Source organism: Mycobacterium lehmannii, assembly GCF_001499925.1.
Classification (GTDB): domain Bacteria; phylum Actinomycetota; class Actinomycetes; order Mycobacteriales; family Mycobacteriaceae; genus Mycobacterium; species Mycobacterium lehmannii.
On record NZ_LQIR01000012.1, the window covers coordinates 100,171 to 122,245 of the forward strand.

Sequence of the window (22,075 nt, forward strand, 5' to 3'; positions counted from 1 at the left end):
TCAGTCCGGACTCAGCGAGAACGCGTCGTGGTCCTCGAGGGCGGCCACGGCACGGGTGAACATCGTGCGGACCAGACGTCGATTGCGGTCGTTGACGACTTTGATTCGGCCCTCCGCCGCGACGGGATAGATGAAGCACCATGCGGTGGCAATCCGGTAATCTCGTCTCAGTTCAGCTGTGGGGTAGTCGATTCCGTGCTCGGCGAGGCGCTCGCGATAGCGAGCCAGCAATTCTTCCTCACAGCTGCGGCGCGTGTCGGGCGTGAGGCTTTGGCTCAAGAAGTAGCCGACGTCGTAGGCGCCCCGGCCTTTACTGCTGACTTGCCAGTCCAGCACCGTCACCGGCGGGTCACCGGCGCCGGTGGCGAAGAACACCTGGTCGAGCCGAAGGTCGCCGTGCAGGAAAGTGTGGGGCTCCCGCGAGATCTCGTCGAGGAGCCACGGCATCAGCGCCGGGAATCGGTTGCCGTAGTCACGGGTGGTCGGCGCCAGGTCCGAGCCCAGGCGCTCCACACATCTTGGCCATGCGGCGCGGAAATTGCTGATGATCACCTCGGGAAACGGCGGGGTGGTGTGCGGTTTCAGCCATGGCAGCGACGCGAGACGATCGTTCTCCCACCAGTAGGCGTGGTGCCGGGCGATGGCGTCGATGACGGTTTCGGCGTCGGCGACGGAACAGCCGACGAGTTGGTCGACGTTTCGGAGACGAGCAAGATCTTCGAGGACCAACACGAAATCGTGGGACGATTCGTCGAAGGCCGTGAAGTATGGCCGGGCGGGCGGCAGCGGATTAGCGACGCCGATCTCTTGGTAGAACCGGACTTCTCGTCGGTAGAACTCGAGGTCCTCGCACAGGTTGGTCCTCGCGATCGTGTCCAGCGTCGGGAGCTTGACCACGACCGTCGGCGGCACGTCGGGGCTGCCGTCGAGGTGGACCCGATAGAGGCGGCCGAGCAAGCCGACGCCGATCCCGAACTGCTCGAGCTTGCACACTCGGACCTCGGCCTGCAGGACCTCGCTGAGCCATTCGGGGGTGATGGATTGCGGATCCACCGGGATTGTCGGCATATTGCGCCTCCCCAGTCGATCCCGTGAGCGAATCAATCGTACGAGATCAGGAGCGCATCAGCACTGGTTATAAGAGCGACAGCGTGCGGCATGAACTTGCTTTGGCAAATACTGTCGGAGCCGTCAACTATCAGCTGATCGGCGGCGCGACGGGTCTCGCCGGTTCTCCCGCACTGTCGCGCTCGGCCGGCCGCGGCTCCTTCAGCCACGTCGGGTCGATCCCGTCGTCGAGTCGGCCCTCTGCCTTGGCGTCCAGATAGCGGAAGTACAGCACAGAGAAGACGACCACGAGCATCAGCCCCCACCCGTAGGTGAACTTCATGTACTCGAGGAACCGCCCGGTCGTGGGCCAGTGTCCGAGCAGCCAGCGGTCGGCACTCATGAACCCGTAGATCGCCAGCCAGGCAGGCCAATTGCGCAGCACCGAGTTCGGTAGCACCACCGTCATCAGGAACGGGAACAGCATCATCGAGTAGTAGCCCTGGCCGAGCGACAGCACCAAGAACGAGGTGATCAGCAGCACGCCGGACGATGTCGTCATCCAGAACAGCGGGTCGCGGGTGCGGTAGTACTTGTACAGCAGCCACAGCGAGATCACGGCGATCACCGCAAATGCGATGCGCAACAACAGGATCAGCCACGTAGGCAGGCCGTAGTAGATGCCGTTACCGGCAATCGAGCTGTTGAAGTAGTCGCGGGTCGTGAGGATGTAAGGCACTGTCCGCGTGAAGAAGCTCATCGGGTCGCTGATCAACGGCCATGCAGCGGCGTTGAAGACCAGCGGCACCGCGATGGCGGCGACCACCGCGCGCCACTGGCGGTTCAGGAGCGGCAGCAACAGCAGTGGCGCCAGAAGCGGTTTGACCACCAACGTCAATCCGATCGCCGCACCTGCCAGCCATTGGTGGTTGCGCTTACCGTCCAGCAGCCAGCGGAAGAACAGCACCTCGGCCAGCAGGATGCACCCGTTGATGTTGCCGAAAACCAGTGTGTTGATCACGCTTTCGGTGCAGAACATCGCGGCCAGCAGGGCGGGCAGAGCGACCGAGCGGAAGCCGTAACCGAACAGCCGCACCAGAAAGTAGGCGGCCAACACGATCGCGATCGTGTTGAACGTGATGAACCAGTACCGCGATGCGTCGACGGGCAGGTAGCCAAACGGCGCCATCAACAACGTCCCGCCCGGCGGATACAGATAGTGCGGGTCGACGTGGTTGAAGTGCTCGTTGTAGATGTCCCAGCCCATCTTGAAATTGACGACCGCCCGGTAGACGGGTCCGTAGTCGTCGGTGATGTAGCCGTTGGTCGCCAGCACGTAGCTGCGGTGGATGATGAACAGGATCGCCAGCGGCCACAGGATCACCTTCAACACCGACGCAACGCTGGGTGGGGAGGTCCGGGGCCGGAAGGGCGTCGTCAACGAACTGGCCACAAGATCGCGCACGACCGCACGGTACCCGACCGCAGTCGAGGTCAGGCGTCAGGCAGGGCAGAACGTATCGGTGTCGGGCAGGTTGCCGCTATCGAGGTAACCCAGGACCGGCGGCAGCGCGCACGGTGAATAGATCGCGGCGCCGTGCCCGATGCCCTGCCACATCACCCGCCTGTTGGCCGACCCGGCGTTGATCACCGTGGCGGCAACCGCGGCGACGCCCTCGTTGCCGACGATCGGGTCGTTCTGGGTGCCGAGCAGCAGAACGGGAATCTTGAGGTTCTCGGGCTGCTGGGGTGTCGCACCGCTGGGCCAGTTCAGGCAATCGACCAGGTTCAGCGCGCCCACCGTGCCGAACTGCGGATACAACTTGTTCCAGGCCACGACTAATTCGCGCACCCGGTTCGGAGTGGGCCGGTTCAGCGAGTCACTGCAGCCGTTGACGAACTGGCCGTCGGTGTTACGCAGGCTCTCGGCCCGCGCGATCAGATCGGTGAACGGCGCGGGATCACCCGACTGCGCGGCCGCGATCGCGCTTGCCAGCGCATTGCTCGACTCGATGCGGTCCCCGCGGGGGTAGGCCAGCGCGGTCGAGATCGCGTTGGCCACGGTCGCAACGGCGGCGCCGTTGGGTCCACGGCCCTGGCGTGCGGCCGACAGCAGCGCGTCCACCGCGCCCTTCGGATCCGGGCCCAGCGCGCAGTTGGTCGCGGCGCACTGGGCGGCCCAGGCGTCCAGCGCGGCCTGCTCGCCCTTGACCCGCTGCTCCATCGCGGCTTCGGCGGCAATGCCCAGCGGCAGAGGAGAATCGAGCACCAGGCGCGCGACCTTGTTGGGATGCGACCCGGCGTACGCGAGCGCCACCTGCGCGCCGTTCCCGACGCCCAGCAGTGCGAGGGTGGGCACATCCCAGGTGCTGCGCAGCCGCTCGATGTCCTCGGCGGCGTGGGAGTTGTCGTAGGCCGAATCACCGGGGGCGATGGTGTCGGTGCAGCTTGTCGTCGCGGTCTGCACGATGGCGCCCAGGTTTGCCACCGGGTCGTCGCCGGACTGGAACTGCGCCTGGTCGAGCATTTCCTGGCGATCGAACAGGTCGCGGCAGTCCAGCGCCCCGGACATGCCCATGCCGCGGCGGTCGACGGCGACGATCGGGTGGCTGTTGAGCACGTCGGTGCCCGCGCGCGACAGCCACACCGGCAGCTGCAGCGACGACGGCAGGTCCGAGCCGGTCGTCATCACCACGGGGCCGGCGTCCTGGGGGGTCTGCGGTCCGCGGGCGCGCACCACACCGATGCTGACCGAGCCCGACGCACCGTTGATCGGGTCGAGGTCGGCGTCGTAGGTGGCGCAGTCCAGCGTCACACCCGGCACGGAGGGCAGGGCAGCGTCGCTGAACACCCGCGATGTGCAGTCGCGCCACGCCAGGTCGTTTTTGGGTGCTTCGATGGCCGGCGGGCCGTCAGCGGCTTGGGTCGTTTGTGGCTCGCCCTGAGGCCCAGCCCCGGAGTCGGTGGCGAAGCGGGGATTGGCCGCAAGACCCGGCGCGCACGCCGCGACGAACGCCGCAACGGTCGCCAGGCTGAGAAGCCGAACCAGCTGACCACGCCGATGCATGCCGACCACAGTACTGATGCGCGGTTCAGTCGAGCCGCACGTAGCGGGTGTAGAGATAGCCGTCGTCGTCGCTCAGCACATGCGCCGGGCGCATCCGCGTCAGCACCTCGCCAGGGCCGGAAGCGATGCGGGGCGCCTTGCCGCCGACCAGGAACGGGGCCACCGTCAGGCACAGCTCGTCGAGCAGGTCGTTCTCGATGAGCAGGCTCAGGATCAGCGGGCCGCCCTCGGAGAGCACCCGCAACAACTTGCGTTCGGCCAGCGCCTGCAGCGCGGTCGCTGCGTCAACTTCGTCGGGCCGGGGGCCCGAGGCGTCGATCACCTCGGCCACCCCGCCGAGGCGTCTGCGGGTGGCATCACAGGCCGCAGAGCAGGTCAGGATCAGCGGCGGCACATCGGTGCGGGTGAAGAACCGGGCGCCGGGGTCGAGGTCGCCGGATCTTGTGATGACGGCGATCGGCGGCACCTCCGCCTGGCCGCGCGCCTGGCGGGCCCCCCGCTGCGGGACGGGTACCTGCGCGCCGGAGTAGTTCTCGGTGCGCACGGTGGCTGCACCGACGAGGATGACGTCGGCGGCGTAGCGCATCTGCTCGAAGACGCTGCGGTCGCCGGCCGCTCCGAGCGCCGCGGTCTTGCCGCTGGCGGTCGCTCCGCCGTCGATGCTGGCGATCATGTTGCCGCGCACCCAGCACCTGCCCAGGTCGGCCGGGTAGGCATAGAAGTCGCTGAGCCGCCCGTCGGTGCCGTTGATCGGTGCGCCGTCGGGCCCGAGCACTGTGAACTGCGCCGCAGGGGCGGTATCGGGCATGAAGATGATTGCAGCACGTCGATAGGGTGCGTGCATGGACGGGTCCGAAGCGGTGCAGCATCTCGTCGACCGCCACCCCGCCGTCACTCCGGACCGATTGATCGCCCAACTTGCGCCGCCACCCACGTTCTCCGACGTCAGTTTCGACACCTACATCCCCGATCCCGCCGAACCGTCCCAGGCCGCGGCGGTGCAGTCATGCCTGCGGTTCTGCGATCAGGCACAGCAGCGCCGCGCGGGTAAGAAGAAGCTGTTCGGCCGCCGTGAAGTGTTGCCTGGTGTCGGGCTGTATCTGGACGGGGGCTTCGGCGTCGGCAAGACGCACCTGCTGGCTTCGTCGTACTACCGGTTACCGGGACCGAAGGCGTTCGCCACCTTCGGCGAATTGACTCAACTGGCAAGCGTTTTCGGATTCGCCGAGTGCATCGAATTGCTGGCCGACTACGTCGTGGTCTGCATCGACGAGTTCGAACTCGACGACCCGGGCAACACGACGCTGATTTCGCGGCTGCTCTCACAGCTTGTCGAGCGCGGGGTGTCGGTGGCCGCCACGTCGAACACGCTGCCCGAGCAACTGGGGGAGGGGCGGTTCGCGGCCCAGGATTTTCTGCGTGAGATCAACACGCTGGCAGCCATTTTCGAGACGGTGCGCATCGACGGGCCGGACTATCGCCACCGGGATCTGCCGCCCGCTCCCGAACCGCTTGCAGACGCCGAGGTCCGCGAGCGCGCCGCGCGGTCACCGGGGGCGACGCTCGACGACTTCGACGCACTGTGGGCGCATCTGGCGACCATGCACCCGTCGCGGTACCTGACGTTGATCGAAGGTGTCGCGACGGTCTTCCTCACCGGCGTGCACACGGTCGACGACCAGAATGTGGCCCTGCGCCTGGTGTCGCTGACCGACCGGCTGTACGACGCGGGGATCCCGGTCGTGGCGTCGGGCGCCAAGCTCGACACCATCTTCAGCGACGAGATGCTGGCCGGCGGGTTCCGCAAGAAGTACTTGCGCGCGACGTCCCGGTTGCTCGCGCTGTCGCGGGAGCCCCTTTGATCGCGAACGTGGGTTACCCGCACGCCTTTCGCGGCCGCCACGTGCGTCGAGCCCACACTCGGCCCCGCTAGAACGTGCGCACCATCACGTAGTCGTTCTCGATGGCCGCGCCCAACCGGAAGGTCTTCGTGCCGCTGACCACGAACCCGTGCTTGGCGTAGAACCGCTGCGCGCGCTGGTTCTGCTGGTTGACGCCCAGCCACACCGCGGCGGCGCCCAGTTCGTCGGCCTTGCGCACCGCCTCGGACATCAGCGCGGTCGCCACCCCGGACCCGTGGTGCTCGGGCAGCACATAGATCTTCGACACCTCGACCGCCGGGCGGGGCTCGACCGCGCGCTGGACGTCGGGGTCGTCGGGCACACCCCGAATCAGCATGGCGTAGCCGGTGATTGACGCGCCGGTGCGCGCGACGAGCACCACGCGGTCGGGGTCGACGAGGTAGTCGCGGAAGCGCGATTGCGACAGGTTCTCCTCGACGAACGCTGCGATGTTGTCGGGAGTCACCGCCGGGGGACAGGCGAGCGGAAACGTGCGGGCGGCGACGTCGGCGAGTTCGGGCAGGTCGGCGTCGACGGCCGCCGTGACGTCAATGCCCAACGGCGACTACACGTTCCACTGAGCCAGGTGCTCGCCGGTGATCTTGTCGAGCAGCACCACGTTGGACACCAGGTCGCGGTAGCAGTCCCAGAACACCGCGCCACTGACCGTGGACCCGGCGGGTGCGTTCCCCAGCTGAGGTTGCAGCGCATCGGGAGCGTCGGTGTTGCGCGGTTCGTAGCTGTCGCCGGTCGGCGTCACACCGCGGAAGCTGTACGTGATCGACTGCGCGTACGGCGTCGGCACCTGGACGGAATGAACGGTCACCCAGGCTCGCCAGACCTGCTGGCGCGGGGGGCGTGGGGCATAGCCGAACCCGGGCGGGATCGGCGACGGATCGACGCTGTGCACGGTGATGTCGGCGACCAGACCCTTGAACTTCACTTGCAAGGTGTCGCCGAGCCTGCCGATCGGGGCGGTCACCGCCGATGCGGGCGCAGCGACGATCCCGGCGGCAGTCGCCACGGCGACCACGAGGAGCACGAACCAGCGACGCATCTCCGAATGATCGCACAGACTGAAACCTGTTACAGATGCTTCCAGGCAGGACCACGGGCGAGACCTCAGGCGGCCTCGAGGCTCAGCAGCGTCGACTTCGCCTGCGGGCCGCCGACGTACTGTCCGGACGTCCCGTCCGAGCGCACGACGCGATGGCAGGGAATCACCACCGGCAGGGGATTGCGGGCGCACGCGCTTCCCACCGCCCGCACGGCGCGGGGGTTGCCGACGGCGGCGGCGACGCTCGCATAGCTCGCGCGTTGTCCGTAGCCGATGTCGCGGAGATGTTCGATCACACTGAGGCGGAAGCCCGCGGCCAGCCGTAGGTCGATTGGCACCTCGAACGCGGTGCGTTTCTTGGCGAAGTACTCGTCGAGTTGGCGGGCGACGGTGTCGAGTCGGGCGGGTGCTTGCAGGACACGCGGACTGACGACCTCGGCCAGCCGGGTGAGCACCGCGTCGTGGCCCTCGATATCAAAGGCGACGCGGACCAGTCCGACGGTGGTGGCCGCCAGCAGGAGCGGGCCCACGGGGCTGTCGATCATGCGGTAGGCGACGTCGAGCACGCCCTGGTCGTCGGCGGCGCGTTCCAGCTGTCGGTGCAACCGGTCGAGCGTTGCGGTATCGGGGCTCAGTTCATCGAAAAGGTTGGTAGTCATCGGCTTTCCTCACGGTAGATCTTGCGCAGGGTCTTGAGGCCGTCGGCCGCGGCGCGGCGGGCGGCGTCGGGGGAGTTGCGGAGCAGCCCGGCGATCTCGGCGAACGGCAGGCCTGCGATGTGGTGGTAGGCCACGGCCTGGCGCTGCTTGGCGGGCAGCCGCGCCAGCGCATCCCACAAATCGGGGTCGCGGGAGGCAGGGTCCGCCCCCGGTGCCGGCCGTTCCGGCATCGAGTCGGTGGGCGTGGGTCTGCGGGAGCGCGCCCGCCCGACGTCGAGGGCGCGCCGGTGCGCGATCGTGACGAGCCACGCCTCGACATTGGCGTCGGCCGGCAACTGCGGGTAGGCGCGCAACGCGGATAAGAACGTCTCCGACCAGGCGTCCTCGGCGTCGACGGGACCGACGATTGCGCGGCAGACCCGCAGCACGGTTGGGCCGTGCTCGGCCACCACGTCTTCGAACGGTCGCACCCCCACATCATGTAGACGTCGAAAGGCGGACAGGTGTGAGATCAGTCCTTGGTGAACGCCCGCAGAGCGTCGAGGAGTTCGCTTTCGAAGCGGTCCTTGTCGACACCGGCGCGGTGCAGCGGCCCGTCGTCGGCCTCGGCTTCCCACAGCGCCAGCAGGATGTGCTCGGTCCCGACGTAGTTGTGCCCCAGGCGAAGTGCTTGACGGAACGTCAGTTCGAGCACCTTTTTGGCGGCGCTGTCGAACGGGATCAGCGTGGGAAGCTCCCCGTCGGCCGGCGACGGCAACGACACCACCTGCGACACCGCGTCCGAGCCGACGCCCTGGCCGGCGAGCAGCTTGGCGGCCAGTCCGTCGGGATCCTTGAACAACGCCAGCAGGAGATGATCCGCCCCGATCTCGGGATTGCCGGCCGCGTGTGCGATGTTCTGGGCCTCGACGACGACGTTGCGGGCGCGGGGGGTGAACCGGCCGAAGCCCGCATTGGGGTCGAGAAGATCGGCGTCGGTGGGTGTCTTGGGGACGAAGCGCTTCTGCGCGGCCTGTTTGGTGACGCCCATGCACTTGCCGATGTCGGTCCACGACGCTCCCGAGCGGCGGGCCTGATCGACGAAATGGCCGATCAGGTGGTCGGCGATCTCGCCGAGTGACTCCGCGGCCAGCACCGCGTCGGTGAGCTGGTCAAGGGGTTCGGAGTGCACGGTCTTGATGACGTCGATGAGGTCGTCGAGCCGGACCGGGTTGGTGATCTTGGCGGGCTGCGTCATGGCGTCAACCCTAGGTTGACGGCCGATTGTGCGTCAACCGTTGGTTGACGATCGCGGATATCCGCGTCGGACCGTGCGGTCGAGGATGCCCAGCGTCGCGCGCAACGCGCTTTCGGAAATGACGGGGAAGATGCCCGCGTCGCGCCAGTGCTGGTCGATGTCGGACCAGTCGTAGAACGACGTCACGAGCGTGCCGTCGTCGGCGGGTTCGAGGCGGTAGCCGTAGACATGACCGATCTGCGGGCGGATCCGGCCCAGGATCGTCCAGGAGATCAAGCTGTCCTGTTCGAAGTCGCGGATCGAGACGGTGACGTCGTACTTGCCCATGGGGAAGTCGTTGAGCGCTTCGCGGTCCATGTGCACGACGAAACTGTCTCCGGCGGCGCGAACCGGTTCGCCTTCGGCGTCCTGCAGCATGCCGCTCGCGTCGATTGCCACATGACCCTGAGGATCGGTCAGCACGGCGAAGATATCGGGTGCGGGTGCGGCGATGGTCCGCTGGACTTCGATGCGATCAGTCATCAGCAAATCATGCCCCGAATGTGAAACGTCGCGGAAGTCGTTTCGGTCATAGCGGTCGGGGTATTCGCCAGTTGCTATGCGCAACCACGTGGACCCCGCTCGCGTTCAGTCCGCCCTGCTGCGGCGCGCGATCACGTTCATCAACGAGAACGCCCACAGGGAAATAACACTCAGGGATATTGCCACTGCCGTCAATGTGACGCCACGCTCGGTGCAGTACGCGTTCCGGCGACATCTGGGCACCACGCCGCTGGAGTATCTCCGGCGCGTGCGACTCGACCGAGCCCACCGCGAACTGCAAACAGCGGACCCGCGCAGCGACACCGTGATGGCGATCGCGGGACGGTGGGGATTCACTCACGCAGGCCGGTTCAGCGGCGTGTACAAACGCACCTACGGGACTCCGCCGAGCGAGACGTTGCGGGCCTGACGGTTATCTCGGGAAGAAGCCTTCGCGGGTGAAGAAGCCGGGCTGCCATCCGCGTGCGCCGAGGCAGAGCATCGGGCGGCCGTCGGGCGTCTGGGCGGCGGCTTGAGGCTTGGGGCAGGGCGCTCCGACGTCTTGGACGCCGAACAGTTCGTACGAGGCTTGCCAGAAGCCCTGGGTGGTCGGGATCGGCGGCCACTGGTTCTCGATCCAGCGGCACTGCAGAACTTCGCCGCCTGGTCCGCGCCCGAAGGTGAACCGCTCGAGGTTGAAGCACGGCCCAGTGAGGTGGGCGTCGTAGTTCATGCCCGGCACGTCGGAGGCGTAGCGGCCTGGAGTGTCGGGGTAGTCGGTGTCATCAGCGGAAGCGAGCGGGGCCGCACAGATGGCGGCGCCGGCGATCGCGGCGGCGGCGAGCAGTTGGCGAATCATGTCCCACCCTCGATGTCAGGACCGGTCGGTCTCCGCAAAGCGTAGTAGGTGCGACGCGGCGGCCGACCCTTTTCCCATCACTGCACGCAGAACCGGCGATTGTGGAGGGCGCGGGGGTGTTCTCGCCCGTGTAGCCCGCACGGCGACGGCGTGTCGAAAGCCTGCTGCCCAGGTGCGGCGAAGTCCTGACGTCGCGGATTCAACTGCGCGATTACCGGGAAGCCTCATTGACATGCGCTTACAAGCGGCTTCACGTCATGCGCATGTCGGCGCGGAGGGCAGTTCGGCTTGGAACGATTTTCGACTCGGTGAGGAACGGGGCAAGTGATTGCAATCGCGGTGGTGCTACTGGTTTCGGCAGCTGTTTTGATCCTGTTCGGCGTGGTGCTCTACGGCAACGGCGTCGGCACGGTTCCCGACGAGCCTGGCCGCGAGCCGGCGGCCACCCGGGAGGGTCTGCGGCGCGTCTCATGGAGCGACCTGTTCGCGCGGATGAAGACGTCGGTCGGAGACATTCTGAATGAGGACGCAAGGCGGCCCCAGAAGTTGACCGCGGCCGGCGCCTTTTGCGTCCTGGTGGGGATCATCGTCCTGGTACTCGCGCTGCTGTCATTCGTCACCGCCATGGTGTAGCGACGCCGCTGAGGTGCTGGTCGGATAGCGACGATAGGTCGAAACCTTCCCTGTGATCCGGGCAGTCGGGCAGACTGACCGACATGAGTTGGGCCACCACGGTGACGAGCACGTTGGTGCCGTTCGCCTCTGTGACATCCACTGCGGCCGTGGCGATCTGGACCAAGCGCATCGACGCGAGGACCAAGAAAGAAGAACGAGATCACGCTCTCGTCCTCGACTACGAGAAGCGGGCTGGTGAGGACAAGAAGGCTGCGTTGAAGCGTTTGATCTCAGCGACCCTGCACCTCAAGCGCGGAGCCGAACAGCTCGCTGGCACCGAACACAGCCTCAGCCAGCGGCGGGCCGAGGCGATCAGACAACTGTACGAGTTCCGTGTTCGGCTGGGTATGGATGACGGAATAGCTGAGTTGATGATTTACGCCGCGGAACCGGTTCGTGACCTCACGGAGTTGATGCTCGACGAGTGGGACCGCCAGTTCCGTGAGCACGGCTACTCTTTGGCTCAGTTGGATGCCTGCAAGAGGCGACTCGTCCAGACGGCAGGCGACCTGGCGCCGACCGACGAACAAGCGATCTATGCGGAGCGCAAATGGGACGAGCTCAAAGAAGAAGAAGGCGCATGGCTCAAAAGGCTCGGTGACGAGTCGGAGCTTGACGTCGAAGCACTGGTGGAACTCTGCAAGCAGACGTTGAAAGCCGCCCATAAAGACCTCCGTGGTGGCTACGGAGTGGAAACGGATTAGCGCGATGGTTCGGCGGGCGCGTGGGGCGTGTGCGGGAGCTGCCCACACGTGGCGCCTCATCCCGATCTTTCGAGTGGTGTAACCAAGCCTTTGTTCCGGTTCTGTGACAGCTGTTGCGCAAGTTTCGTGCGTGAACGTGCAGTTTTCGCAAATTTTTACGAGTTCGATGAAAGCTGGGCGAACATGTCTGCGCCGCCTCGCGGACAGTTGACACTCGGCGGCGGATGTGTCAACCGCCGATTTCAGCGCTTGCTGGTCGCTTCGCGGGACGAAGGGTCGTCGAATTCAATTGTGCGCCTCAATGGCATTGCAGTACAACCGATATCAGCGAAGTTTGCTTCGAAACTGCCCGCATGAATTGCGGACGCGGGCCTTTAGCCAGCAGCATGGGATACCGCTACCTGTCTTGATCGGCTAATCATGGACCCGAGTGGACGCCAGCGAAATCGAACGGGCGCATGCACATTCAGCAAAAAGAGATACGGCGAACTTGCAACTGCCGATGACGTCAATTTCTGTGTAGCATCACGATCTATGGGGGGTAACACGACACGATGGGAGTATCAAATGTCGGGGTTCCTCCGGAAGGTCAGCGTTGCGTCAGCGCTCGGCGTGGTTGCACTGACGGCGACGGGATGCACGCCGATCTTCTCGCTGGTCGCCATCGGCGTCGGATAAGCCACGGTCCGCCGGCGTGGACATGGATCTAGCCGGTTTGCGTCTTCCGAAAACGTAATTCGGCCGCCGACGCCCTCGCGCTGACGCGATGGCATCGATGCTGACCGCTCGGCCAGGCCAAGGCTCTGGTTCGGAGCGGAGCGTGCTCTCGGCCGACCGGCGGCACATGACGGCAGTTTCCGATAGTCAGATCTTGGTCGAAGCTGAACCGAATCTGCTTTCGGGCCGCCGTCTGCGTTGCGCACGTGTGCGTTTCGGGGATGCGCCGTAGACCTTGGCACGTCTGCCGCAATGAACCGCGGCTTCAGGCGCTGTCGTCGGTCCCTGCCCAGTGCGGCAGCAGGCCATCGGTGTCGCGGCGCCGGCCACGTCAGAACGGCGATGGGGCACATCGCTATTCGGCGATCTGCTAGGAGCCGCAGCCCGTCGGCTTCACGACGACACTCTTCGGGCCGGGCAATCTTGACGAAGACTTCTACCAAGGAACGAGCGCATGGTGAAGAAAATCGCGATAGTCCTAATGCTGACCTTCATCCCACTGACGACGTCGAGCTGCATCTGTGTTACGGATGGCGTAGCGCCGGTGTGCATTTGAGCTGAGTCGGCGACAGCACCAACCGGGTCGTCGTGACCCGATGTGGCAGCGGCGCGCCCGAAGATCGAGGTAAAGCTGCTATCCGGAAGTCTTCGGTTACTCGGTGTCCGACGAGTCCGTCGAAGGCGCGGGAGCCGTCGCCTCAGTTTCCTCGCCCTCATCTGGGGTGTTACTTTCCCAGCTTTGCGGCCCGAGCTTGCTGGGGATGGAGGCCCACCCTGAGACGAGCTTTCCGGGTGCTTCGGCCCAGCCCTGGACGAGCTTTCCGGGCGCTTCGGCCCATCCTCGGACGAGCTTGCCCGGTGCTTCGGCCCAGCCCTGGACGAGTTCACCGGGTGCCGAGGCCCAGCCCTCGAGAATCTGACCGGGCGCAGCGGCCCAGCCTCCGACGAGCTCGCCAACATAGCTGTTTCCAGTGGTGGTGAAGGCACATGGTGAGCAGCTCACTTGGCCCGGTTCGGCGGACGCCGGCGCGGCTGCGATGAGACCGGTGACGGCCATCCCTCCGGTGACGATGGCGATTTTCTTCATGTGCGGATTCCTTCCTGGCTAATGCTTCTTCATAGGTCAACTGATCGTCGGCAGCGCAGTGGCGGGCTGCAGAAGTGTCTAGTTACGAGGTGGTCGGCCGCCGAAGCAAGTCGGTAGTACCCGGATTTCACTGCACGCATGCCCATCAAGGCTGCCCTGCGGCAGCCGCCCTTCCGGTGTTGTTGCTGGGACCGGCTTGAGCCGTCGGATTGTCCTCACTCGCAAGGGGTGCCGTTCGAAAGGCTGGCCAGTCGAGCGTGCCGTCGCTGACCGCGTGGACGGTGGCCGATCGACTCACCGCGCCATGGCCTACCATGCTGCGGCCGGGGTCCTCAGGCGGTGTGGAAGGGAGGGATTGGGCTGCATTGGGACCAGTGAGTAATCGCTTCATGCGAGAGCCCCCTGGTGCAGGTTATCGAGTCGGGGGCAAATATATCGCCTGCGTCAGCGAGGCGCATGCCGGAAAGAGAACGGCAGCGCACTGAAAACTGGCGAGGGAGCCTGCGCCGTCGGCGTGAAGTAGATGTCCTCGGGTGGCGTGAACGTCCGCAGCTATACCGACAGTGTCACTACGGTCTTGGGTTGGCTTAACCGCAACCGAAGGGCGCCGTGCAGAAGGTTCCTGGAGGGAATGTAATGCACCCCGACAGCACCAGTGTGAGCCCGGCGAGGAGCAACGTCACCGCCATTTTCGTCCAAATCAACATGTGATCAGGGTGGACCGCTCGCCAGCTCGGGGAAACAGGGTTTCCCCTGGCGTTCCCGCTGCAGCGATACGACTCGATGGAGATGTCCGTGCTCGTACCGTCCGCCGGCCTACACTCTGTCGTCTCCGCGCGGTCCTAGCAGCTGCAGTGCGCGGAGGGGCCAGGGAAGTTGCTTGTCCCAGATGACGCCGCTCAGTCGCACGGAAGTGAGGCGAAAACGGCGAAGACCCGGGAAAAATCGGGTCTGACCTGTACAAACTCTGGTGCGCGATACTGGGATTGAACCAGTGACCTCTTCCGTGTCAGGGAAGCGCTCTCCCGCTGAGCTAATCGCGCCGAACCTTCGTAGAGGTGGAGACGGGAATCGAACCCGTGTGCACGGCTTTGCAGGCCGTTGCCTCACCACTCGGCCACTCCACCGCTGGGGTTGATGCCACTGCACCTTCGAGCGGATGACGGGATTCGAACCCGCGACCCTCACCTTGGCAAGGTGATGCGCTACCAACTGCGCTACATCCGCGCGCCACGAACGACTCGTCGCCCGTCGCGAAGGACGACGATAGTCCACCAAAGTGTAGCTGCACAAATCCCGACGTTCGCCGGTGCGTCTCTGCCCGTTCACATCTCAAAACAGCTGGTACGACTGGCGTGAAACGAAGAATCCGCGCCCGGAACCGTCGTCGCGGCATGTGACCCCCGCCTCGGCACTCTCGCATTGCAGCGCGCCCGCGCGGATCGCTTCGCCGTACGCAAGTTCCTCGTCGGCGCCGAACGCCGTGTCGCCCGCGCAGACGAACTCGGGCCGCTCACCACGCGCCAGTGAGATGCCCTGGCCGTAGTCGAACTCGCAGTCGGCAGGCCGCGGCGGGGGAGACCACTGCCGGTCGATAATGTCGCAGCGAACAAAATCGGTGTCGATCATGCAGCCGACGTTCCCCGACGGCGAGATGAAGCCGGTCAACTCGGTGACCTCGCGCACCGGCGCAAGCGAAGGCGTCGACGACGAAGCCCCAGGCTTGGCCACCACCTTGTTCTGGTTCGGGCTTGGCGCCGGCGCCACTTCGGCGGGTGGTGATTCGCCGCAGCCGGCGACCACCGTCAGCACCGCACCGCAGGTGACCAACAAGACCCAACTCCGCATATCGGCCATCGCGTGACCGTAGCCCGACATGCCGCTTCGACCGCCTGAAATGAGGAAGCCGGCGCCGTGGATACCTGTCGGGCGGATTCGGGACGCGGCCCTCGATCGTGCTAGTCTTCGACGTCGTTCGGCCATTCGGTCGACTCTCCGGTCTCGTAGCTCAGTGGGAGAGCGTCCGCCTCACACGCGGAAGGTCGCTGGTTCGAACCCAGCCGGGACCACCCCTTCACTAGCGCGCGTTGCGCCCCGTCTCCCTAGACTCAACTCATGCCCCTGGTGATCACTTCGCGGTTCGCAGGTCGTCATGTCTGAAGAGAAACCGCCCGGCGAGATCCTTCCGGAAAGCGAATGCTGGAACCTGTTGGGCAGTGTGTCGTTGGGGCGCCTGGTCACCAGCGCTGATGGGATTCCCGAGATCTTTCCGGTGAACTTCGTCGTCCAGCGCAAGACGCTCCTGTTTCGCACCGCGCAGGGCACCAAGCTGGTGAGCACAGCGGTCAACCGCGACGTGCTCTTCGAAGCCGACGATCACAACGTCGGCGAAGGATGGAGCGTCATCGTGCGGGGCGTCGCGCGGACCGTGCACGACGACGACGACCGTGCGGAGGCCGAGCGGGCGCAATTACTGCCCTGGACCGCGCACGCCAAGGACCACTACATCCGCGTGCTTCCGCGACGCGTCACTGGCCGTCGCTTCCGCTTCGGTTCGTAGCGGCCGGCCTAGCGCCTGCGTCGCCACACGATGATCCCGACAACGGCGAGCACGGCGACGATCGCTGCGATCGGCACCGTCTGCTTCGGATTGTCGGTGGCGGTATGCCGGAGCGTGTCCGCCTTCTCGACGACGCGTTCCTTGGTCTCGGCCGCCTTGTCCTTGGCGTTCTCCTTGGTCTCGTCGACCTTCTCCTTGGCGCGCGTCTTCACATCCAACTTGGCCTGCAGCGCCTCGACCGTCTCGCCGAGCTCCTGGCGGGTCTGCTCGATGTCGGCCTCGATGTCGTCGACGCCCGCATCCGGTCCGGGCTCGGGGCGTGGATTCGGTGCGGTCATGACCGGGCGTCCTTCAGTTCTTGGATGTCTGCTTTCACCGTCTCGACGGTCTTCGGCGCCGCCGGTGTGACCTCCCGAGCCTGGCTGCGTCCCATCAGAGCCGCGATGCCCGCGATCACGAACAGCACTGCCGCGACGATCAGCGCCGCGGCCCAAACCGGCAACACGAGAGACAGCGCCGCCACCCCCGCCGCGATCAACGTCGCCGCGCCGAAAAAGGCCAGCAGGCCCGCCACGCTGAACAAGCCCGCGCCGATCCCGGCATGCCGGGCCGATTCCTGAAATTCCTTCTGCGCCAACCGCATTTCGTCGCGGATCAACCGCGACGTCTGCGTCGACAACTGGCTCATCAACTCGCCGACCGACGCGTCGGCGCCAGGTCTGGATTCCACCGTCATCACATACCAACCTCTGACTTGTCTTGACGTGTCGCGACAGTGATGCCCGTGGTCAACACGCCCGAAACACCGATGCCCCTTTGAATGCATTCGCTGACCGTTATCTGAGCGACGGCGGGAGGCGCGGCAGAACCGCAGGTGAGACCGGAGATCGAAGCCGCGGCCGATCTCAAATGCGGCTCTACCATGCCGAAGCGGTCACCGTTTGGAAACGGCGCGGTGCGGCGTGGCGTGTCCTTGACAACCGCCTGCTGATATTAACGCGGTCGTATGGACGCGACCTCGGTACGGCATGCAAGGTGTGCTGCCTCGGTTGAACGAAAGTGTGAGCGTGAGTGGAGGGATCAACGTCGATGACGACCTTTAAAGGAGTCAACATCGCGGCAGCTGTGGGGGCTGGACTCATAGGTGCGGCCATTGGGGTGGCCATCGCACTGAGCCCGACTGCCTTGGCCGGGGGATATGAATGTGTCCCATCGAAGGGCGGCGCACCTGCCGGCGCACCCGGGGCGCCCGTCTGTGCTCCGCTGACAGATATGGCCGGCGTGCCGATGGCACTTCCCGGCCCGCCTCCTATCGCGCCGCCTTTGGTGCCTCCCGTCGTGCCTCCGCCCCTGGTGCCGCCTCTGGTACCGCCGCCGCTGGTGCCACCGCTTGTGCCCCCGCCACTGGTGCCGCCGGTGGCCGGAGCTCCGATCGTGGGCGGCGCTCCCGCAGTGGTCGGCGCTCCGCTCACGGAGATGGGTGGACTGGCCGGAAAGGGCAAGGGAGACCCATCCCGTCCGCCGGCGCCCGGAGCGCCCGTCCCGGGTCAGCCCACTCCGCCAGGGCCGGTGACCTGACGACCCACCGAGGATAGTCCCTCCGGTTTGGCCCGGCGGCGAGCAAGTCTCGCTGCCGGGCCAAATTCATTGGCGGCCAATAAATCTGACGTGGTTTCCGCCGGTGGACCGCTGTGGCCGAACCGTGACGGAGACTTAATCGAATTGCCTATGCGCTCTTGGTCTTAAAGCGCTCCGGCTGACCTACCATTATTGACATCGTTGTAATTTCAAGGGAGGCACCAAGATTGCGTGCTGTACTTCGGTTTGTTCTCGCCGCCGTTGTCGTCGCTACCAGTGTGGTCGTTGGGCCGGCCGGCGAAGGTGCGGCGGCCGCTAGCCAGGCGGTGAGAAGTGCCATCGCCTCCATATTGCCTGCCGAGGGGCAGGTCGTGGGGATCGCACATCCCGTGATCGTGACGTTCAAGCACTCCGTCGTCGACAGGGATGCGGCCGAGCGGTTGCTCGACATCACCTCGACGCCCCCGATGACGGGCACGTTCGAGTGGCTCGACGCCAAGACCGTCCATTGGGCGCCCGACGAATTCTGGCCCGCCCACAGCACAATTGCGCTGTCTGTCGGCGGCTTCAAGACGAACATCGCCACCGGCGCCGCAGTTGTCGGCGTTGCCAATATCGCCGACCACACCTTCACGGTCACGGTCGACGGGGTTCCGCCCGACAAACTGCCTTCGCCGCACCACCGGCCCTTCTTCGGTGAGCCCGGGGTCTTTCCGGCCTCGATGGGAAGGCCCGAATACCCGTCGCCGGTGGGGACGTTCCCCGTGTTGGCCAAGGAACGCGAAGTGAAGATGGATTCGAGCAGCGTCGGCATCCCCGTGACCGCGGACGACGGCTATCTGCTCGACGTGGAATGGGCTGTACGGCTCACCAGACGTGGTATCTTCGTGCATTCGGCACCGTGGGCGATCAACTCGCTGGGCCACGAGAACGTCAGCCACGGATGCATCAGCCTCAGTCCTGCAGACGCCGAGTGGTACTTCGACCACGTCAAGGTCGGAGACCCGGTTCTGGTGCAGGAGAACAACATTGAGGTGCCGCGGCCGCGGGTGGAACCGGCGAATCCTGAGGTTCCCCGGGTGATCGCACGGTAACGGGACTTCGCGTTCAAGGACGCGACTTGTCCACGATCTCCTTGGCGATCTTGAGCAGCGGCACATTGGAGTCCTGCGACAGCTTGCGGAGCAGATCGAAGGCCTGCACGGCGTCGACGCCGTAGCGTTCCATCATCATGCCCTTGGCCTGTCCGATGGTGTCGCGGCTGGCCAGGGCCTGCCTGAACTGTTCGTCGCGGCGCGCGGCGTTCCAGGCCACCGACGAATGCGCGGCGAACACCAGTCCCAGGCTCCTGGAGTCCTCGCCGAAGGCGTCGGGTTCCTCGGAATAGACGTTGAGCGCGCCCATTGTCTCGCCCTCGATGAACAACTGGAACGCCATGATCGAGCGAATTGGCGTCTCCGCCAGGGCATCCCGGCGATAGAGCGGGAAACGGTCGTCGGTGTGGAGATCGGCGACATAGACGACCTTCTTGTCCCACGCCGCGGTCAGGCACGGACCCTCCTGGTGGCGCTGCTGAATCTTGTCCAACAGCATCGGGTACATGTGCGTGGCCGCAGGCGTCTCGACGCTCTTGGGCTTGCGGGTGATGGTGATACCGGCGTACCGGGCCCCGGGGATCTCGACGGCCGCATGTTCGGCCAACTCTGCGATCACGGTGTCCGCATCGGGTCGGCTGTAGAGCCCGCGCACCAGTTCGGCGATGCGCAGGTGCGCATCTTCGCGTTCGTCGGGTCTGTTCGCCATCACCATTCGGAGTCCTTCACAGTCGTCCAGATTACGCGGGCAAGTTCAAGATCGACCTGCCGACAGCTCGTAATTATCGGTGACGAAAGCCGCCGCCAGTGCATTTTCATCTGCACTGCGGATCCGCGCGCTACAGCGCCCTGAGATACCGGTCGGTGACCACGCGCTGGACCAGCGACGTCACGGGCGACCCGAGGCGACTCCACCAGGTCGCATGCCGGGAGAACGCCGTCACCACGGCCGAGACTTCGTCGAAAGCCGGGTCGTAGCGGACCAGGAACAGCTCTTCGCCCGACTCCGCGTGACCGGGCAAGGTGCCGTAAGCGAATCCGCGGGCGTGGCGGTCGTCGACCACGTAGACGACGCGACACGGGGCCGCGACCGGGCCGAGGTGCACGAGGACCTCCGAGCCGACCTCGGCGACCTCCGTCGTCGCCTCGACTCGCACCCCTGCGCCGCGCAGCATGCCCCAGCGCATGCCGGCCGCCGCGGCTTCGTCGAAGCGGTCGCGGCCGTGGCCGATGACCGCCGTCTTGTGCACGTGCTGGTAACCGGGCGGCAGCGTGCCGGCAGTGGCACCCACCTCGGGATACGTCAGCGGGAGCGCGGCGAGATCGCTGAGCCTCATCCGCGCTACCTTGCCATCGTCGGCGTACGGTCGGTGACATGACCACTCCCGTCGCACAGGCGTCCGGCACCTTCACCATCGGCGACCTGACGGTCAACCGTCTCGGCTTCGGCGCGATGCGGCTGACCGGCAAGGGAGTCTGGGGTCCTCCCCAGGACCGCGACGAGTGTCTGCGGGTCCTGCGACGCGCCGTCGACCTCGGGGTCAACTTCATCGACACCGCCAACTCGTACGGCCCCTACGTCTCTGAGGAGCTGATCCGCGAGGCGCTGCACCCCTACGACGGTGTCGTCGTTGCGACCAAGGCCGGGTTGCTGCGCACCGGGCCAGACGTGTGGCCGGTGCTCGGCTACCCGGAGTACCTGCGCCAGGAGTGCGAGATGAGCCTGCGCCGCCTCGGCGTCGAGACCATCGACCTGTTCCAGCTGCACCGCATCGACACCAAGTTCCCCGCCGAGGACCAGGTCGGCGAACTGCTCAAGCTGCAGCGGGAGGGCAAGATCCGCCATATCGGCCTGTCCGAGGTCACCGTCGACCAGCTCGAGGCCGCGCAGAAGGTGGCCCCGATCGTCACCGTGCAGAACATGTACAACCTCAGCGTGCGCTCCGCCGAACCGGTGCTCGATGCGTGCGAAGCCCGCGACATCGGGTTCATCCCGTGGTTTCCGTTGGCCGCCGGGCCGTTGGCCGCGCCCGACGGGCCACTGCAGCGCATCGCCGCCGATCATCACGCCACGGCCTCGCAGTTGGCGCTGGCGTGGCTGCTCAAACGCTCGCCGGTGATGCTGCCGATCCCCGGCACCTCCAAGGTGCCCCATCTGGAGGAGAACGTCGCCGCCGCCGAGATCGAGTTGTCCGACGACGAGTTCGAGACATTGAGCAAAGCCGGAGCCGCCGGCGACTGAGCGAGGCAATACGGTGGACGGGTGAGCTCTGAGCGGCCGCCCGGTGGTGGCTTCAACCCGCCGGTGGCCACCGATAGCGGTGGACCCGACTACGGCCGTTTCATCGAAGCGGTCCGCACGTTGCAGGATCATGCCCGCGCAGCCGATGCCCCCGACGATGTGATCAGCGAAGCCGCCGACCAGATCGAGAAGGTCTCGCAGCTGCTCGCCCCCTACTACGCCGACGAATGGTCTTCGCCCTCTGGCCGACGGCTGGACCTGCCCAACCGCGGCAACGTGTTGTCGATCCCGCTCGACGTGCACGTCATCGACGATCAGCGCATCGAAGGCACCGCCGAGTTCCGCCGCTTCCACCTCGGCCGCAACGGTGCGGCGCACGGCGGCAGCGTCGCGCAGCTGTTCGACGCACTGCTGGGTTTCACCGCGTTCAAGCTCAGCGGCAGTCGGGCCCAGCGCACGGCATTCCTGCACGTCGACTACCGGCACATCGCGCACGTCGAGAAGCAGTTCCAGGTGCAGGCGGGGATCGACCGGATCGAGGGCCGCAAGATCTTCGTCTCGGGGCGATTGCTCGACGGCGACACCGTGCTGGCCGAGGCACAGGCGTTGTTCGTCAAACTCAAACCGGGTCAGCCGTGAACGCCGCAGACGTGAAGCGGCGCCTCGGGCGGTGGCGCGACCGGGTCCGGGATCGACGCTCGATCAACTTCGCGTACCGCATCGGGGTGGGCGTCGTCGGTGCCGTGGTCCTGGGGCTGGGCATCCTGGCCATCCCGTACCCGGGCCCGGGTTGGGCAATCGTGTTCGTCGGCCTCGGCATCTTGGCCACCGAGTTCGAGTGGGCGCGACGGCTGCTGGGCTACGCCAAGGAGCGCTACGACAAGGCGATGGACTGGTTTCATCGTCAACACAGCATCGTGCAGATCCTCGGCGGGGTGTTCACCGCGCTGGTGGTGTTCGCCACGCTGTGGCTGTTGGGCGCGGTCCAGTTCTTCGGCGACCTCGTCGGGCTGGAGCACAAGCTGCTTCAGAGCCCTCTGGGCATCGGGTCCTGACGGGGCCGATCGCA

Annotated in this window: 27 protein-coding genes and 4 tRNA genes; 11 read left to right on the plus strand and 20 right to left on the minus strand. The window is 65.8% G+C overall.

Features of this window, described 5'->3' with window-relative positions:
• The 4 genes from AU192_RS08375 to AU192_RS08390 all read right to left on the minus strand — a co-directional run bounded on the left by AU192_RS08375 (position 1) and on the right by AU192_RS08390 (position 4,922).
• Positions 1 to 1,068 (minus strand): oxidoreductase family protein, encoded by a 1,068-nt coding sequence (locus AU192_RS08375; RefSeq protein ID WP_064395329.1) that lies wholly within the window; start codon positions 1,066 to 1,068, stop codon positions 1 to 3.
• Positions 1,069 to 1,198: 130 nt separating this feature from the next.
• On the minus strand, positions 1,199 to 2,512 hold the full coding sequence (gene aftC, locus AU192_RS08380) for an arabinofuranan 3-O-arabinosyltransferase (RefSeq protein WP_082693875.1): 1,314 nt from the start codon (positions 2,510 to 2,512) through the stop codon (positions 1,199 to 1,201).
• Between the two features lie 36 nt (positions 2,513 to 2,548).
• The gene (locus AU192_RS08385; RefSeq protein WP_064395611.1) at positions 2,549 to 4,114 is read right to left on the minus strand and encodes an alpha/beta fold hydrolase; all 1,566 of its coding nucleotides are present in this window, start codon (positions 4,112 to 4,114) and stop codon (positions 2,549 to 2,551) included.
• A 25-nt stretch (positions 4,115 to 4,139) separates the two neighbouring features.
• The gene (locus AU192_RS08390; RefSeq protein WP_120275523.1) at positions 4,140 to 4,922 is read right to left on the minus strand and encodes a pyrimidine reductase family protein; all 783 of its coding nucleotides are present in this window, start codon (positions 4,920 to 4,922) and stop codon (positions 4,140 to 4,142) included.
• 34 nt (positions 4,923 to 4,956) lie between these two features.
• Here AU192_RS08390 and zapE point away from each other — a divergent pair, with 34 nt between their 5' ends.
• Positions 4,957 to 5,976, plus strand: a complete 1,020-nt coding sequence (gene zapE / locus AU192_RS08395) for a cell division protein ZapE (protein WP_064395330.1) — start codon at positions 4,957 to 4,959, stop codon at positions 5,974 to 5,976.
• 67 nt (positions 5,977 to 6,043) lie between these two features.
• Here the strand turns inward: zapE and AU192_RS08400 are convergent, their stop codons facing one another.
• The 6 genes from AU192_RS08400 to AU192_RS08425 form a co-directional block, all read right to left on the minus strand.
• A complete protein-coding gene (locus AU192_RS08400; RefSeq protein WP_064395331.1) occupies positions 6,044 to 6,574 on the minus strand; it encodes a GNAT family N-acetyltransferase in 531 nt (176 codons plus the stop codon).
• A gap of 6 nt (positions 6,575 to 6,580) precedes the next feature.
• A complete protein-coding gene (locus AU192_RS08405) occupies positions 6,581 to 7,072 on the minus strand; it encodes a hypothetical protein (RefSeq protein WP_064395332.1) in 492 nt (163 codons plus the stop codon).
• Positions 7,073 to 7,137: 65 nt separating this feature from the next.
• Entirely contained in the window at positions 7,138 to 7,731 is a 594-nt protein-coding gene (locus tag AU192_RS08410; RefSeq protein ID WP_064395333.1) for a methylated-DNA--[protein]-cysteine S-methyltransferase, read from the minus strand.
• Positions 7,728 to 8,201 (minus strand): RNA polymerase sigma factor, encoded by a 474-nt coding sequence (locus AU192_RS08415; protein WP_064395334.1) that lies wholly within the window; start codon positions 8,199 to 8,201, stop codon positions 7,728 to 7,730. Before AU192_RS08415 ends, AU192_RS08410 begins: the two co-directional genes overlap by 4 nt.
• 41 nt (positions 8,202 to 8,242) lie before the next feature.
• Positions 8,243 to 8,968 (minus strand): Clp protease N-terminal domain-containing protein, encoded by a 726-nt coding sequence (locus AU192_RS08420; protein WP_064395335.1) that lies wholly within the window; start codon positions 8,966 to 8,968, stop codon positions 8,243 to 8,245.
• A gap of 33 nt (positions 8,969 to 9,001) precedes the next feature.
• Entirely contained in the window at positions 9,002 to 9,490 is a 489-nt protein-coding gene (locus tag AU192_RS08425; RefSeq protein WP_064395336.1) for an SRPBCC family protein, read from the minus strand.
• Positions 9,491 to 9,566: 76 nt separating this feature from the next.
• On the opposite strand from AU192_RS08425, the gene AU192_RS08430 reads away from it, so the two are divergent.
• Positions 9,567 to 9,920 (plus strand): helix-turn-helix transcriptional regulator, encoded by a 354-nt coding sequence (locus AU192_RS08430; protein WP_064395337.1) that lies wholly within the window; start codon positions 9,567 to 9,569, stop codon positions 9,918 to 9,920.
• Positions 9,921 to 9,923: 3 nt separating this feature from the next.
• Here the strand turns inward: AU192_RS08430 and AU192_RS08435 are convergent, their stop codons facing one another.
• Positions 9,924 to 10,349: a hypothetical protein gene (locus AU192_RS08435; protein WP_064395338.1), complete on the minus strand. Its 426-nt coding sequence runs from the start codon at positions 10,347 to 10,349 to the stop codon at positions 9,924 to 9,926.
• Positions 10,350 to 10,673: 324 nt separating this feature from the next.
• Here AU192_RS08435 and AU192_RS08440 point away from each other — a divergent pair, with 324 nt between their 5' ends.
• Together AU192_RS08440 and AU192_RS08445 are read left to right on the plus strand one after the other, a co-directional pair.
• Positions 10,674 to 10,982, plus strand: coding sequence for a hypothetical protein (locus AU192_RS08440; protein WP_064395339.1), 309 nt, complete (start codon positions 10,674 to 10,676; stop codon positions 10,980 to 10,982).
• An 83-nt stretch (positions 10,983 to 11,065) separates the two neighbouring features.
• Positions 11,066 to 11,728: a hypothetical protein gene (locus tag AU192_RS08445; protein ID WP_064395340.1), complete on the plus strand. Its 663-nt coding sequence runs from the start codon at positions 11,066 to 11,068 to the stop codon at positions 11,726 to 11,728.
• 1,369 nt (positions 11,729 to 13,097) lie between these two features.
• Here the strand turns inward: AU192_RS08445 and AU192_RS08450 are convergent.
• From AU192_RS08450 to AU192_RS08470, 5 genes are all read right to left on the minus strand, one after another.
• Positions 13,098 to 13,532, minus strand: a complete 435-nt coding sequence (locus AU192_RS08450; protein ID WP_064395341.1) for a hypothetical protein — start codon at positions 13,530 to 13,532, stop codon at positions 13,098 to 13,100.
• Positions 13,533 to 14,500: 968 nt separating this feature from the next.
• A tRNA-Val gene (locus AU192_RS08455) sits at positions 14,501 to 14,575 on the minus strand.
• Between the two features lie 13 nt (positions 14,576 to 14,588).
• Positions 14,589 to 14,659, minus strand: a tRNA-Cys gene (locus tag AU192_RS08460).
• 27 nt (positions 14,660 to 14,686) lie between these two features.
• A tRNA-Gly gene (locus AU192_RS08465) sits at positions 14,687 to 14,759 on the minus strand.
• A 105-nt stretch (positions 14,760 to 14,864) separates the two neighbouring features.
• On the minus strand, positions 14,865 to 15,389 hold the full coding sequence (locus AU192_RS08470; RefSeq protein WP_233151222.1) for a DUF6636 domain-containing protein: 525 nt from the start codon (positions 15,387 to 15,389) through the stop codon (positions 14,865 to 14,867).
• A gap of 140 nt (positions 15,390 to 15,529) precedes the next feature.
• On the opposite strand from AU192_RS08470, the gene AU192_RS08480 reads away from it, so the two are divergent.
• Positions 15,530 to 15,601: transfer RNA gene (locus AU192_RS08480), tRNA-Val, on the plus strand.
• Positions 15,602 to 15,684: 83 nt separating this feature from the next.
• A complete protein-coding gene (locus tag AU192_RS08485; protein ID WP_064395344.1) occupies positions 15,685 to 16,092 on the plus strand; it encodes a pyridoxamine 5'-phosphate oxidase family protein in 408 nt (135 codons plus the stop codon).
• Positions 16,093 to 16,100: 8 nt separating this feature from the next.
• Here the strand turns inward: AU192_RS08485 and AU192_RS08490 are convergent, their stop codons facing one another.
• Entirely contained in the window at positions 16,101 to 16,430 is a 330-nt protein-coding gene (locus AU192_RS08490; RefSeq protein WP_064395345.1) for a DUF3618 domain-containing protein, read from the minus strand.
• Positions 16,427 to 16,828 carry a phage holin family protein gene (locus AU192_RS08495; protein ID WP_207544917.1) on the minus strand — a complete coding sequence of 134 codons (402 nt, stop codon included), beginning with the start codon at positions 16,826 to 16,828 and terminating at the stop codon, positions 16,427 to 16,429. Before AU192_RS08495 ends, AU192_RS08490 begins: the two co-directional genes overlap by 4 nt.
• Positions 16,829 to 17,364: 536 nt before the next feature.
• Here AU192_RS08495 and AU192_RS26265 point away from each other — a divergent pair.
• Both AU192_RS26265 and AU192_RS08500 read left to right on the plus strand, forming a co-directional pair.
• Positions 17,365 to 17,670: a hypothetical protein gene (locus AU192_RS26265; RefSeq protein WP_423202678.1), complete on the plus strand. Its 306-nt coding sequence runs from the start codon at positions 17,365 to 17,367 to the stop codon at positions 17,668 to 17,670.
• A 227-nt stretch (positions 17,671 to 17,897) separates the two neighbouring features.
• Positions 17,898 to 18,764 (plus strand): L,D-transpeptidase, encoded by an 867-nt coding sequence (locus AU192_RS08500; RefSeq protein ID WP_064395347.1) that lies wholly within the window; start codon positions 17,898 to 17,900, stop codon positions 18,762 to 18,764.
• A gap of 13 nt (positions 18,765 to 18,777) precedes the next feature.
• On the opposite strand, the gene AU192_RS08505 is transcribed toward AU192_RS08500, so the two are convergent.
• Both AU192_RS08505 and AU192_RS08510 read right to left on the minus strand, forming a co-directional pair.
• Positions 18,778 to 19,473, minus strand: coding sequence for a GAF and ANTAR domain-containing protein (locus AU192_RS08505; RefSeq protein ID WP_064395613.1), 696 nt, complete (start codon positions 19,471 to 19,473; stop codon positions 18,778 to 18,780).
• A 130-nt stretch (positions 19,474 to 19,603) separates the two neighbouring features.
• Positions 19,604 to 20,101: a DUF1990 family protein gene (locus AU192_RS08510; protein WP_064395348.1), complete on the minus strand. Its 498-nt coding sequence runs from the start codon at positions 20,099 to 20,101 to the stop codon at positions 19,604 to 19,606.
• Between the two features lie 38 nt (positions 20,102 to 20,139).
• On the opposite strand from AU192_RS08510, the gene AU192_RS08515 reads away from it, so the two are divergent.
• The 3 genes from AU192_RS08515 to AU192_RS08525 are packed head-to-tail and all read left to right on the plus strand — an operon-like array spanning position 20,140 to position 22,061.
• Complete coding sequence (locus AU192_RS08515) at positions 20,140 to 21,006, plus strand: aldo/keto reductase (protein WP_064395349.1); 867 nt, start codon at positions 20,140 to 20,142, stop codon at positions 21,004 to 21,006.
• A 21-nt stretch (positions 21,007 to 21,027) separates the two neighbouring features.
• Complete coding sequence (locus AU192_RS08520; RefSeq protein ID WP_064395350.1) at positions 21,028 to 21,645, plus strand: PaaI family thioesterase; 618 nt, start codon at positions 21,028 to 21,030, stop codon at positions 21,643 to 21,645.
• Positions 21,642 to 22,061 carry a TIGR02611 family protein gene (locus AU192_RS08525; RefSeq protein ID WP_064395351.1) on the plus strand — a complete coding sequence of 140 codons (420 nt, stop codon included), beginning with the start codon at positions 21,642 to 21,644 and terminating at the stop codon, positions 22,059 to 22,061. Before AU192_RS08520 ends, AU192_RS08525 begins: the two co-directional genes overlap by 4 nt.
• Positions 22,062 to 22,075: the final 14 nt, after the last annotated feature.